Origin of the sequence: Paraburkholderia sp. SG-MS1, assembly GCF_012275575.1 — a bacterium.
In the GTDB taxonomy this organism is placed as follows: Bacteria; Pseudomonadota; Gammaproteobacteria; order Burkholderiales; family Burkholderiaceae; genus Paraburkholderia.
In genome coordinates, this window is the sequence record NZ_NPIH01000267.1 from 31,239 (window position 1) to 44,893 (window position 13,655).

At 65.7% G+C, this 13,655-nt stretch carries 10 protein-coding genes and 1 pseudogene; 3 read left to right on the forward strand and 8 right to left on the reverse strand.

Going from position 1 to position 13,655, the window contains the following annotated elements; all coding sequences use genetic code 11:
- The first annotated feature begins 52 nt into the window (after nucleotides 1-52).
- A complete protein-coding gene (locus tag CIC12_RS27300; RefSeq protein WP_168668783.1) occupies nucleotides 53-2,722 on the forward strand; it encodes a heavy metal translocating P-type ATPase in 2,670 nt (889 codons plus the stop codon).
- 230 nt (nucleotides 2,723-2,952) lie between these two features.
- Complete coding sequence (locus CIC12_RS27305) at nucleotides 2,953-4,926, forward strand: methyl-accepting chemotaxis protein (RefSeq protein WP_168668785.1); 1,974 nt, start codon at nucleotides 2,953-2,955, stop codon at nucleotides 4,924-4,926.
- A 112-nt stretch (nucleotides 4,927-5,038) separates the two neighbouring features.
- Here the strand turns inward: CIC12_RS27305 and CIC12_RS27310 are convergent, their stop codons facing one another.
- Nucleotides 5,039-5,692 carry a glutathione S-transferase family protein gene (locus CIC12_RS27310; protein ID WP_168668787.1) on the reverse strand — a complete coding sequence of 218 codons (654 nt, stop codon included), beginning with the start codon at nucleotides 5,690-5,692 and terminating at the stop codon, nucleotides 5,039-5,041.
- Between the two features lie 215 nt (nucleotides 5,693-5,907).
- On the opposite strand from CIC12_RS27310, the gene CIC12_RS27315 reads away from it, so the two are divergent.
- Nucleotides 5,908-7,371, forward strand: a complete 1,464-nt coding sequence (locus CIC12_RS27315) for a polyhydroxyalkanoate depolymerase (protein ID WP_168668789.1) — start codon at nucleotides 5,908-5,910, stop codon at nucleotides 7,369-7,371.
- 114 nt (nucleotides 7,372-7,485) lie between these two features.
- Here the strand turns inward: CIC12_RS27315 and CIC12_RS27320 are convergent, their stop codons facing one another.
- The 7 genes and pseudogenes from CIC12_RS27320 to CIC12_RS27350 form a co-directional block, all read right to left on the reverse strand.
- Nucleotides 7,486-7,920, reverse strand: a complete 435-nt coding sequence (locus tag CIC12_RS27320) for a cupin domain-containing protein (RefSeq protein ID WP_168668791.1) — start codon at nucleotides 7,918-7,920, stop codon at nucleotides 7,486-7,488.
- A gap of 198 nt (nucleotides 7,921-8,118) precedes the next feature.
- The gene (locus CIC12_RS27325) at nucleotides 8,119-8,730 is read right to left on the reverse strand and encodes a flavin reductase family protein (protein ID WP_121320117.1); all 612 of its coding nucleotides are present in this window, start codon (nucleotides 8,728-8,730) and stop codon (nucleotides 8,119-8,121) included.
- Nucleotides 8,731-8,983: 253 nt separating this feature from the next.
- Nucleotides 8,984-9,937 (reverse strand): 3-hydroxyacyl-CoA dehydrogenase family protein, encoded by a 954-nt coding sequence (locus tag CIC12_RS27330; protein ID WP_174772219.1) that lies wholly within the window; start codon nucleotides 9,935-9,937, stop codon nucleotides 8,984-8,986.
- Between the two features lie 109 nt (nucleotides 9,938-10,046).
- A complete protein-coding gene (locus CIC12_RS27335) occupies nucleotides 10,047-10,346 on the reverse strand; it encodes a hypothetical protein (protein WP_168668795.1) in 300 nt (99 codons plus the stop codon).
- A 413-nt stretch (nucleotides 10,347-10,759) separates the two neighbouring features.
- A complete protein-coding gene (locus tag CIC12_RS27340; RefSeq protein ID WP_168668797.1) occupies nucleotides 10,760-10,918 on the reverse strand; it encodes a hypothetical protein in 159 nt (52 codons plus the stop codon).
- 577 nt (nucleotides 10,919-11,495) lie between these two features.
- Nucleotides 11,496-12,878: pseudogene (locus CIC12_RS27345) on the reverse strand (hypothetical protein).
- 134 nt (nucleotides 12,879-13,012) lie between these two features.
- Nucleotides 13,013-13,655 (reverse strand): MgtC/SapB family protein (locus tag CIC12_RS27350; RefSeq protein WP_168668799.1); only part of this gene is annotated, 643 nt, incomplete at its 5' end.

A 13,655-nucleotide genomic window follows, 5' to 3' on the forward strand; every position in this document is an offset into this window, starting at 1 on the left:
GGTCAATACTGGATTCACGATGCGGCCCCATGCCGCCACGAGCTTGCCGACCATGACCGACCTTGCCGATCCGCAGCGCACCGCTGCCACACCCTCTCCCGCTCCCGTCCGGTTCGCCGAACTCGATATCGGCGGGATGACGTGCGCCTCGTGCGCGACGCGCGTCGAGAAGGCGCTCGCCAAAGTGCCGGGCGTGACGCGCGCGTCGGTGAATCTGGCCACAGAGCGGGCACGGGTCGAAGGCGATGCGAGCGTCGATGCCGAAGCACTTGCCAACGCCGTGCGCAAAGCGGGCTATGAAGCCACGCCGTCCACTCGCACCGACGCCACCCCGGTTGAAATGCAGGCCGCCACTGAACTGGCGATCGGCGGCATGACCTGCGCATCGTGCGCGATGCGGGTCGAGAAAGCGCTCGCCAAGGTGCCGGGTGTCACGCACGCGTCGGTGAATCTGGCGACCGAAACCGCCACCGTCAAACTCAGCAGCACGGCCGCCGACCCGGATGCGCTGATCGCCGCCGTCAGGAAGGCCGGTTACGAAGCGACCCTGATCCCGGCGCCGGAGACCGTGGCGCTTGCCGACCCCGCCGGCCAGCCCGCCGCCACGACGCCCACCGCCGCGGACCGCAAGCGCAGCGAGGCGCGCAGCGAACTCGCCGCCGTGCTCGCCTGTGCCGTGCTGACGCTGCCACTCATCGTGCCGATGTTCGGCGAATGGTTCGGTGTGCATGCGATGCCGCCGCCGTGGCTGCAGTTCGGGCTCGCCTCGATCGTGCAGTTCGTGTTCGGCGCGCGCTTCTATCGCGCGGCTTACCGCGCCGTGCGTGCAGGCGCGGGCAACATGGATCTGCTGGTGGCGCTCGGCACGTCGGCGGCGTACGGCATCAGCGTCTACGAACTCGCGTCGCATCCGGGCGACATGATGCATCTGTATTTCGAAGCGTCGGCCGTCGTGATCACGCTGGTGCGCTTCGGCAAATGGCTCGAAGCGCGCGCGAAGCGTCAGACCACTGATGCGATTCGCGCACTCAACGCGCTGCGCCCGGAGCGCGCGCGCATCCGCGTCGGCGGCGGCGAGCGCGAGGTGCCGCTCGCGCAGGTGCAGGTCGGCACGGTGGTGATCGTGCGGCCGGGCGAGCGCGTGCCGGTCGACGGTGTGGTGCTCGAAGGCCGCACGCATATCGACGAATCGCTGATCACCGGCGAAAGTCTGCCGGTGCCGAAACAACCGGCCGATATCGTCACGGCCGGCTCGATCAACGGCGAAGGCGCGATTGCCGTGACCACCTCCGCGATCGGCGCCGAAACGACGCTGGCGCGGATCATCCGGCTCGTCGAAAACGCGCAGGCGGAAAAGGCGCCGATCCAGCGGCTGGTCGACCGCGTCAGTGAAATCTTCGTACCGGCGATCCTCGCGATCGCGCTGCTCACGCTGATCGGCTGGCTGATCGCCGGCGCGGGCGGCGAAACCGCGATTCTGAACGCGGTTGCCGTGCTGGTCATCGCCTGCCCCTGCGCGCTGGGGCTGGCGACACCGGCAGCGATCATGGCCGGCACCGGCGTTGCCGCGCGGCACGGTGTGCTGATCAAGGACGCCGAGGCGCTGGAGACCGCGCATCGGGTGAGCATCGTCGCGTTCGATAAGACCGGCACGCTAACGCTCGGGCAACCGTCGATGACGGCGTTCGAGCCGATCGGCGGGATGGGCCGCGATGAAGCGCTGGCGCTAGCCGCCTCGGTGCAGCGGCACAGCGATCATCCGCTGGCGCGTGCGGTGGTGAAGGCGTATGAAGCGGCGACGGCGGCGACGGCGAATGGGGCAACGACTGAAGGGGTCGATGCTGCTGAAACCGCTGACAGGCCGCAGACACCGACGCACGCCGCATCGACAGTGCAGACCGCGACGGCCAGCCCGGCAACGCGCCCCGCTCTTCACCCACGCGTCCCTCAAGCCACCGCCGCACGCGCGATCGCCGGCCGTGGCGTCGAAGCGGAGGTCGGCGGCCGCACGTTCGCGCTCGGCAGCACGCGCTGGCTCGACGAACTCGGCATCGAATTGCCGCCCGCGCTCGCTGCGCGCGCTCACGAGCTCGAAGCCGCCGGCAACACCGTCTCGTGGCTCATGGCGCGTGATGCGCAAGCGCCCGCCGCGCTCGCGCTGATCGCGTTCGGCGACACCGTCAAACCCACCGCACGCGCCGCCATCGAACGGCTGGCGCAAATGGGCATCCACAGTGTGCTCGTCACCGGCGACAACCGCGGCAGCGCCGCGAGCGTCGCCCGCGCGCTCGGCATCGACGAATTCCACGCCGAAGTCCTGCCCGACGACAAAGCCCGCGTGATCCGCGATCTGAAAATCCGCCGCGCGGGCATCGTCGCGATGGCCGGCGACGGCATCAACGACGCCCCCGCGCTCGCCGCCGCCGACATCGGCATTGCGATGGCGACCGGCACCGACGTCGCGATGCATGCCGCCGGCATCACGCTGATGCGCGGTGATCCGGCGCTGGTAGCCGATGCCGTCGACATCTCGCGCAGGACCTGGCGCAAGATCCAGCAAAACCTCTTCTGGGCCTTCGTCTACAACCTGATCGGCATTCCGCTGGCCGCGTTCGGTTTGCTGAATCCAATGCTCGCCGGGGCGGCGATGGCGTTTTCGAGCGTCAGCGTCGTCACCAACGCGTTGCTGTTGCGCACCTGGCGCGGCGGGCTGGGACGTTAGGAACATTTGCGGCGAGTTAGAAGCGCTGGCGACGCTTCAGGAGCGCATCGCACATCAGGCGGGTGCGCACGCTCTCGCCCTTCAAAGGCGCCCCTCGGCGCCGCATGCATTACGAACCACTTTCAACGGCCCTAAAGGTAAGCGCAGCCGCAGCCGTAAACCAGACAACGACGCCGGCATGCTCCCCATGACCGGCGCTTTCGCTTGTCCCCCTTACTCAGCGACTGCTCATGGACTTTCTCTTTTTGCGCCGCGCCAGCGTCGGCGTCCGGCTCGCCGTGCTCTCATGCGTGCTGGTAGCGTTACTTTTCGCCACCTTCGCGTGGGCGCTCACGCGCGCCGCCGGCGGCCAGGTCCGCGATGAAGTGCTCGAACGCATCGCCGAAAAAGACCGCTCCATCGCGGCAATGATCACGCTGTTCGACAAGGCGCTGTCCTCTGAAGTCGACCGTTCGATGGCGCTGTTCGCGAGCTTCCTGCCCGCCGACTTCGCGCTCGACGAGACGCAAAAAGTCGACATCGGGGGCATCGCGACGCCGACCTTCAAGGCCGGCGACAAAGTCCTGAACCTGGACTTCACGATCCCCGACCAGTTTCTCGAACGCAGCGGCGCGGTCGCCACCGTGTTCGCGCGCAGCGGCGACGACTTCGTGCGCGTGACGACCTCGCTGAAGAAACAGGACGGCTCGCGCGCGATCGGCACGCTGCTCGACCGCAAGGGACCGGCGTATGCGCCGTTGCTCGCGAACCGCTCCTATACGGGACTGGCCGCGCTGTTCGGCAAACGTTTGATCACGCAATACCGGCCGATCACCGACGCGAGCGGCCGCGTGATCGGCGCGTTGTTCGTCGGCGTGAACGTGGACAAGGAGATTCAGTCGGTCGAGGACGGCATCCGCAATCTGAAGATCGGCGCGAGCGGTTACTACTTCGTGCTCGATGCGTCGAAGGGCGCCGATCGCGGCAAGCTGATCGTGCATCCGGCCGCCGCCGGGCAGAAGGCGGACGACGCGAACGCGCCGTATCAACGCATGCTCGACATGCAGCAAGGCCAGCTCGACTACAGTTCCGCCGAGGCGACGCTCGGCGAGCAAAGCGCGCGCGACAAATTCGTGTCGTTCGTCACGGTGCCGGAGTGGCAATGGCTGGTGGGCGGCGTCGCGCCGCGCGACGAAGTGCTGGCCGACGTCGTCGCGACGCGCAATCGCTTCGTGCTGCTTGGTCTGGCGCTGGTCGGCGTGTTCGCGATCGTGTTCCTGATCGCGGTGCGGCGTCTCGTCAGCCGTCCGCTCGACGAAGCCGCGAAAGCCTCCGAACGTTTCGCCTCGGGCGACCTGAGCGTGCGCGTGGCGCGGCACGGCACCGCGCGCGCCGACGAAATCGGCCGCCTGATGCAGTCGATCGACGGGATCGGGGAAGGCCTCGCGCGTATCGTTTCGCAGGTGCGCAATGCATCGGCGGATATGTCGGAGGGCACCGAGAAGATCGCCACCGGCAGCGGCCATATTGCCGCGCGCATCGCCACGCAGGCGAGCAGCCTCGAGGAAACGGCGGCCAGCATGGAACAGATCACGTCGACCGTGCAGCAGAACGCCGCTCACGCGACGCAAGCCAACACGCTCGTCACGCACGCCGCCGATGCCGCGCTAGAAGGCGGCCGCGCGGTCGAGCGGGTGGTGTCGACGATGGGCGAGATCAGCCGCTCGTCGCAGAAGATCGCGGAGATCACGACGGTGATCGAAGGCATCGCGTTCCAGACCAACATCCTCGCGCTAAACGCCGCCGTCGAAGCCGCGCGCGCGGGCGAGCACGGCAAGGGCTTCGCGGTGGTGGCCTCGGAAGTGCGCGCGCTCGCGCAACGCAGCGCGGCTTCGGTGAAGGAAATCGAAAGCCTGATCGCGAGTTCGACGGCGACGGTCGAAAGCGGATTCCGGATCGCCGAAGAAGCCAGCTCGACCATGCAAGGCATCGTTCAGCAGGTCGGCCAGGTGCGCGCGATCATGAGCGAGATCAACGTCGCGTCGCGCGAGCAATCGGGCGGCATCGAGCAGGTCAACCTCGCCGTCACGCAGATCGGCGAGGCGACCCAGCAGAACGCGACCATCGTCGGCGACGCGGAACTCGCGGCCGCCGAGTTGCGCGAGCAGGCCGCGCGTCTTGCGCAAGTGGTCAGTGTGTTCAAGCTCGAACGCGGGCGCGAGTGACCTCGCGTCAGCGCCGCCGGAAGCGCGGCGCAGTGTTCGTCGCCGCGCCAACTGCGCTTGCGTCAACGCAGCCGATGCGCGAGTCACGTGCTCGCGCTATGACGACGCCGGCTTAAAACTCGGCGTCCAGTTCGTCGATCTCTTCGACTTCCTTCTGCGCCTCGGCGATCCACTGCTGCATGTCGGGCAGGGCAACGACACGCTGCCCATATTCGACGATTTCCGGATCGAGCTTCACGTCGTAAGTCACGAAACGCATCACCACGGGCGCGTACATCGCGTCCGCTGCGGTGCGCTCACCGAACAGGAACGGGCCGCCGTACTGCTTCAGGCAGTCGCCCCAGATCGTCACGATCCGGTCGATATCCGACTGCGCGCGCGCCCACACCTTGAAGCCCGGAAAATGTGCCTTGAGGTTCATCGGCAAGGCCGAGCGCAGCGAAGCGAAACCCGAATGCATCTCGCCGCAAATCGAGCGGCAATGCGCTCGCGCGCGAATGTCCTTTGGCAACAGCGCGGCTTGCGGTTTTACCTCGTTCAAATATTCGGCGATCGCGAGCGTGTCCCAGATCTCGATGCCGTCGTGCACGAGGCACGGCACCAGAATCGACGGCGACAATAGCAGCAATTCGGCGCGCGCGGCGGGATCGTCGATCGGCATCACGATCTCTTCGAACGGCAAGCCGCTGAACTTCGTCAACAGCCAGCCGCGCAACGACCACGACGAATAGTTCTTGCTGCTGATAGTGAGCGTGGTATTCGCCATACGTTTCTCCTCCAGGTGACGCGCCCGGCCGCCGCCTGAGCTCAGGCATGCACGCCGCCGTGCGCGCACGCACCAAAGCGCGGCACTTCGGGCCCGTTGTGCCGACTGGCGCAAATGCCATGCCAACGCGTGCGCCGCCGGGGCTCCACAGCCACGCATGGCACATGACTTGCCTCTATTCGGGCTCCTTCCTTTTCCGCATTCGTGCGAAGGTTATGAACCTGTTCGCATACTCCGCATTCCAGGCCGGCACCGACATGATGCTGCCGCTACGGCACGGCGCGGCACTGATGAATCATTCGCTCGACGCGTGGCCCGCGTTCGGCGACACGTCGCACGGCCGCTCATTGCGCGCGGGCTGCGAGCTGTTGATGCTCGCCGGACTCACGCCGGTGCGGCCGCCGTTCGGTATCGACAGCGTAGTGACGGAAGGCAGGCAGGTGGCCGTCGTCGAAGAAATCACCACGCACACGCCGTTCTGTTCGCTGTTGCATTTCCGTAAGGACACCGCGCTGTCGGCGCCCCAGCCGCGCGTGCTGATCCTCGCGCCGATGTCCGGCCACTTTGCGACGCTACTGCGTGGCACCGTGCGCACCATGCTGCCCGACCACGACGTCTACATTACCGATTGGCACAACCCGCGCGACGTGCCGCTGAGCCAGGGCCGCTTTGGCTTCAACGAATTCGTCCAGCACGTGATCGATTTCACGGAGAAAATCGGGCCCGGCTCGCATCTGCTGGCGGTGTGCCAGCCGACCGTCGCCGCGCTCGCGGCAGTCGCGCTGATGGCCGCCGACGATCATCCCGGCCAGCCAGCCAGCATGACGCTGATGGCCGGGCCGCTCGATACGCGCATCAATCCGACACGGGTCAACGAGCTGGCGAAGAGCAAACCGATCGAGTGGTTCGAGCAAAACCTGATCAGCGCAGTGCCGTTCGGTTTCGCGGGCGCGCATCGGCGCGTGTATCCCGGCTTCATGCAGTTGAGCGCGTTCATGTCGATGAACCTCGCCCGCCATGCCGATTCGTTCGAGACGATGTATTACGAGCGCGCGAAGGGCGATCCGGCGAAAGCCGATGCGATTCACACGTTCTACGAAGAATACTTCGCGACGATGGACCTGACGGCCGACTTCTATCTGGAAACCGTCGACACGGTTTTTCAGCGGCACGCGCTGCCGCTGCATGCGCTCGAAGTGGAAGGCCGGCTGGTGGACCCGTCGAAGATCCGCCGGACTGCATTGCTCACGGTCGAGGGCGAGAAAGACGATATTTGCGCCGTCGGGCAGACGCTCGCCGCGCAGGACATGTGCGACAAGCTGCGGCCATATCTGAAGACGCATCACGTGCAAACCGGTGTCGGGCATTACGGCGTCTTCAACGGACGCCGCTGGGAGCGGCACATTTATCCGCGCGTGCGGGCCGTGATCTACGACAACGAGCCGCGCGCGGTGCTGGTGAGTTCGCGGGCGCGCACGATCAGGCCCGTGCCGATGCCCGCTGCGGCCGCGGCAGAGATGACGGCCGCGGCGCCAGTTGCGGCGGCGGTGGTCGATGTCGAAGTGGACGCGCAGTTGGCGGCGGGCGGCGCGAGTGCCGACGGCGGCGGCAGTTCAACCGCCGTTGCGGGTGCCGCAGCAAAACCGGCTGCGCCGCGCAGACGGCCACCGGCCAGTTAGTGACGTGGCTCGCTGGGGCATGTCTGCCGAGTGCATACGCCGCCGTGCGGGCGTATGCACTCGGTGTTCGCTGCGCTGACGGCTATGCCGCCACCAGCGCTACTGCCGCCCCCATCAAACAGCAACGCTCTTCCACGGCTTCACGGCCGGCACTTCGCACGGCCCTTCGACTTCGATCGATTTGAAATCGGCAGGCGATACGATTTCGATGTACTCCATGTCTTCGGAGTAGTCGAACAGATAGTGGACGATGCCGGGTGCCTGGTGCACGCAATCGCCAGCGGCGACCAGTGTTTCCTTGTCGCCATACATGAAGCGCGCCCAGCCCTTCAGCATGATCACAATGTGGAAGTCGGCCTCATGACGGTGCCAGCCGGTGCCTTGCTCTGGTGCGTGATTCGCCTTGACGAGTTGCGCGAGCACCTTGCCGCCGGTCGCCTGCGCGATGCCCAGATCGCGGTAGAGAAAAAAGTCGCGTAAGCCCTGATCCACGTAGGACGTGTCTTGCGGACGGACATGGCTGAATTGCGTGGCGAATTCGGTGGACATGATCGCGCTCCATGAGAGTGAGCCGGCAGTTGAAACGACGCGTTGGAGCGTCGATGGCAAGCATCAAGCAGGCCAAGTTTTCTGGTACTCGCCTCGGTCGGAGCTGGTCTGCGGCGGCACGCGACGGCGCGCGAGACTTCAGATGCCGCGCCGCATTGCGCGCACGGCTCGGCGTACTTCGATCGCGAGAGTCGTCGTTCAGGCAGTCGGGCGGAACATCTGGAACATTTCGCCGATTTGCGCATAGTCGGCGCGATAGCCCGCACGCATGATCGGCTGCGCGGCCTGAGTGTCGAACAGGCCGTCTTTCAGATACGCCTCGTTGATATGCACGCCGACCACCTGGCCGAGCGACAGATAGTTGTCCATCGGCTTGCCGTCGAGCGTATGCAGACGCACCACTTGCAGCAGCTTGCATTCGAGCGCGGCCGGCGATTCGGCGACGTGCGGCACGGCGACATTGCGGCCGGGCGCGGGCGTCAGGCCGGCGAGTTCGAACTCGTCGACGTGCGGCGCGACCGGCGCCGACGAACGGTTCATCTGTTCGGCGAGCGGTCGGGTCGCAAGATTCCAGACGAATTCGCCGGTGGCCTCGATGTTGTTGACGCTGTCTTTACGGCCCTCGCTGCTAAAGCCGATGATCGGCGGGAAGGTGGCGAACGCGCCGAAGAAACTATAGGGCGCGAGGTTCAAGGTGCCGTCGGTATCGCGCGAAGAAATCCAGCCGATCAGACGCGGAGCGACGATGGCCTTGAACGGGTCGTGCGGCAGGCCGTGGCCGGCAGCGGGGTCGTAGAAGTAGTGGGACATGAGGTAGTGATGAATTGGCGGGCCACGCGAAGTGACTAGTTATACCGCAGAGTGGCGGGAGTCGCTGCGGACGTCCTGTGGTGTGGAGCAGGACGCGTTGCCGCTTTCTTCGATGCTGCGGCAAGGCTGTCGCAAGGTGCTGGGAGCATGGTGCAAACGCGGCAGCCATGTCGTTGCAACGCGCGGCGCGGCGAGTGTGTTCGGCTGCGCTCGTTTGCATTCACTCTCGTTATGCGCCCGCGTAAGGCCCGCATCAGCCGCGGCTGATCACGCGTTTGCGTCCTTCCTTGACGCGCGCCAGACGCTCGTCGTCCCACTCATGGAAGCCGGCGCCGCTGCGCACGCCGACGCGCCCAGCATCGACCTGCTGACGCAGCAGGTCCAGCACGTCCTCGTCTTTGGCAAGCTCCGGCATCAGATGCACGGAGATGTCGAGGAAAGTGTCGAGGCCGCCCATGTCCGCGCCTTCGAGTGGTCCGACGATCCCCCAACGGCGTCCCAGCGACGCCTTCATGACCCGGTCGACCACGTCCGGCGTGGCGGCACCGGAGCGCACGATGTTCAACGCCTCGCGCAGCACCGCAAATTGCAGGCGGTTGCCGACAAACCCCGGAATCGCCTTCGCCAGCACCACCGGCTCCATGCCGATCGCGCTCATCAGCGCGGCGGTCTGTTGCGTGACTTCCGGCGCGGTCGCCGTGCCCGGCACGACTTCGACCAGCGGGATCATGTGCGGCGGGTTCCAGAAATGCGCGATCACAAAGCGCTCTTTCGCGCGCAACGGCGCGACCAGTTGATCGGGCGGAAAGCCACTGGTATTGCTCGCGAGAATCGCGTCGTCGGCCAGCAGTCCGGTTAGCGCCGCATAGAGGCGATGCTTCAGTTCGAGCACCTCGGGAATCGCCTCGATCACGAATTGCGCCGACGCCATCGCGTCGAGTTGCTCATGGGTTTCGATGCGCGCGAGCGCCGCGCGTTTGGCCGCCGCGTCGATACGCCCGGCGTGGATCAATTCGTCCAGCACCGCTTCCGCTTTCGACGCGACGCTGGCCAGACGCGCCGGATCGACGTCGTGAACGATGGTCCGGTGCCCGTGCAGCGCGCTTTGCGTCGCAATGCCGACGCCCATCAACCCCGTGCCCACTACGCCAATTGTTGCCTTGTCCACGCCGCTCTCCTGCTGCCGTCGATAAAAGCCTTCAAGCATAGCGCAGCGCACCCGTTTGCAAGGCCGAACGTGACAAAGCCGGTCTTCCGCGAGGAAGGACCGGCTTTGAGAACCTCACGCCGCGATGCGCGGCGCCGTCATGCATGCATTAACCGTGATGCGGCGGACGATGGTCGTCGTGGTGGCGCGGATCGCGGTCGTGCGGGTGATTGTGCATCCACTCGTCGTGATCCCAGTAGCGGTGGCCGTCGTAGTAACGGTCGCCATGCCAGCCGATATTGATCGACACACCCACCGGCATCATGTGCGGCTGACCATACACCGCCGGGCCGTAGCCATTCTCGACGATGACGCGGTCCTGGGCGAAGGCGCTACCGGCTGCGAGCAACGCGCCGCCCGCCAGCAGGGTTGCAATGATCGAACGCGATGTCTTGTTAAAAGTTTTCATAGTGAGCTCCCATCAAAGTTTTGTTTCAAGCCAGCGCCGGTGCTCGTTCGAAGGATCGAACCCGACGCCGTACGCTTGAGAGCAACTTTAGCGACGCAAACCGCGTGAAGACGTGAGCACTTGTAAGCGGGCATTTCAGAGATGGGGCCGGATGACGGCACTGCCGGTCCGCGCTCCCGCCCCGTCCACAGGGGTATGCGTCGTACGCAGCATGCGGAAAGCGTCGGCTGGATGTCAGGCTCCGTTACATTCATTTCGTCGGCGAAATATTCGGCAAGAGCCAGGCGGGCCGAATCGACGATAAACAAAAAGCCACGGTACGCGTTTCGCGAACAGTGGCTTCAATATTGCAATGCGCACCCGACGTGCGCGTCCCGGCGCGGAGGTCGCGCTCAGGACGGGTGGCTGGACTTTTAGTCGGTCAGCTTGATGCCGAACAACGTAGCTTGCGCGCGGCGCATACGCTCCGATTCGCGGCTACGCGCTTCGTACGAGTAATCCGAATCCATCGGCAGGTGGGGCGACGCAAAGAGGTCGCTGACCTTTTGGAACAGTGCAAAAATGAAACTCATGGCGACTCCCGGTTAGTTACTGCATTTGCTAGGGTTTTCCCTTAAGAAGAAGTATAGGGTTTTCCCTAGGCAAAAGCTAGTGCAATGCAGCAAATTTTTGGTGCGGCGGGATGTCGCGTGCGTTTGAACGTCATGGTGCATTGCATCATGACAACGTCCCTTTTTCGGAAGTCCGGTCGAGGCCATCGAGGCGACTACTGTGCGTGGTCGAGGCGGCCTTGCGGCTCGCACGAGTTTCGCGCGCGGCGCGTCTTTACGCGGATTGCGACGACAGCGTCGACTGCGCCCGCCGCCGACTCGTCCACGCGCAGCAATGTCGCGCTGTTCAATGACACGATCAGGCCCGGCAGCGTCCGCGCAGGATTGTCCTGCGGTTTGACGGACGCTGGCGTACCCGGTCCGGCTGCGCAACAGCGGGGAAAGTGTAAAACGCGCAGCGGAGTTGCGGCGCGGCGGGGAGTGGATGCCTTACTGCGTCTATCTGGCGGGATGAGAAGGGCAAGGCAGTGATCACCGAAGCTGGCCGGAGCACGTGATGGCCGCTGCGGGCTATCGCCGGCGCAGCAGTGACGCATGATCAACCCGGGCTAACCGCCTTGGCCCTTAGCCCATGCAGGGTTCGCGCGGTGTGCTTGCCATGAGCCGTTGTCGCGGCGCCGGCTTGGTGAGGCACGGGGGGCGGCGTCATAACCGCCGCCGAAGCTGCCATGGCCGCCGCTGCGTTGGGCACTGCGACGTGCGAATCGAGCAAGCTGGCCATGGCCGCCTGTTGGGTCTGCATCATCTGTTCGATGCGGTGCTGCTGTGCCGTCGTCTCGCGCGTCAGGCGCATCAGAAGCAACGTCTGAGTGATGCCGATCGCCACGGTCGCCAGCAACGCGCCCACCACGATCGACAACATCCATTTCATGCGACGCGAATGATCGGTCGCGGCGTGGCGCTGATCTGCAATCACGCCGTAGAGCGCATCGACGGTATCGGCGAAGGCGGTTGCGCGCGCGCGATCGAGTTCCGGCGCGGCACGTAGCGCGGCTGCTGCCGCCTCCATCCGCTGCGCTTCCCGCCACGGCGCGGCGAACGCGGCGGCGCCGGCATTCGCTGAGGCTGAGGCCTCCGCCGTATGGATCAACGGCTTCGCCGCCACATCGAGAGCAGCGGGCGTTGCCGATGCGGCAGATTCGGTCGATTCTGCGGACGCAGCGCTCATGTCCACACTGGCACCATCGGCAACCCTGCTCGCCGCTTAGACGTCAGCCACGACCGCGTCCTGCGAAGCCGTCGCCACTTTTGCGGAAGTCGCGGCGAAGCGCTGCGACGGCTTGCCAGCGCCCAACTTCGACGCGGCCGCCGGGTCCGGCGCCGTCGTCCGCGATTCTTCCGCCTGGCGCAGCGCGGTCACGCTGCGCGCGACGGTCGCAGCCGCCATCGCGGACGTCAACGGCATCGCCAGATCGCGCGCCGCCACTGCCGGTTTCTCATGTGCAGCCGCTTGCGCCGCCGGGTTCGCGTCCGCCGGAACCGTTTTTTCGCCGACGGACAAAGCCGCCGGCGTCGACGGCTCGATTTCGAGCCCACTCAATTGCGCATTGACCGGCACCGGCTCATCCGCTCTCGCGACGCGCGGTGCGCGGCGCGCAGCCTTCGCATCCGGCAACGCGCCGTCGCCCGCGTCGATCGCGCCGACCGCCGCCAGCACGACATCGGGTAATTCGAAGCCATGCAGCGTGCCCTGCCGGATGTCGATATTCATCGCTTCCAGCGTCGCGCGGGTGGGATCGTCGGGGAACAGGTCGAGCGTGCTGTCGTCGCGGGACGCGCCGCTCAGTTGCGCGAGACGTTGTGCCGAGCGCGCGGCGCGCGCCAGCTTGTTTTCGGTTTCGGTCGAGACGGTGGCCTCGCGCCGCTTTTTCGAAGCGGCGCGCTGAGGCCGGGACTGCCTGATTGCTACGGAATCTGCCATAGAGAAAAGAGCGGTCGTCGCCGTCAAGCGGGGCGCCGAGCACCGCTCGTCAATGCCACTGGAATTTTTCGAGCCCGCATTGTCGCATGGCCGCACGCCCTCGCCGAAGCCATTCTCCGACGATTTTCGTCTTTTCAGGACGACACCTCGTCCTGCCGGAACTGCCTGACGCCATGCAGTTGACGCAGGCGCGCGCAGATCGCTTCATATTCCGTATTCGACACGCGATGCAGCGTGATCATCACCTCGTCGCACTCGGGCGTGTCGTCGCTTTGCTGCATCACGAATTGCTTGACGCGCGGGCTCGCCGCGCCGAGTTCGTCGTGCAGCGAGTGAAATGTCATCGTGCCGCGCTCGACGATCATCGTCACCTGGCGCCGTTGCTTGACCGTGATGAAGCGGCGCTCGAGCGGCTTGATACCGGCGAGGATGATCAGAATGATGATGGTCGCCGCAATCGACGCCGTGTAGAGTCCGCCGCCGACCGCGAGGCCGATCGCCGCGACCGACCAGAGGCTCGCCGCCGTGGTCAGTCCGCGCACGATCTCGCCGCGCAGCAGGATCGAGCCCGCGCCGAGAAAGCCGATGCCCGAGACCACCTGCGCGGCCATCCGCGACGGATCGAGCACGACGTGATCGCTGGTCAGCACTTCGGCGAAACCATAGGCCGACACGATCATGATCAGCGCCGAGCCGACGCACACCAGCATATGCGTGCGCAGGCCCGCCGCCCACGAGAGCCGCTCCCGCTCAAAGCCGATCACGCTGCCGAGCGCC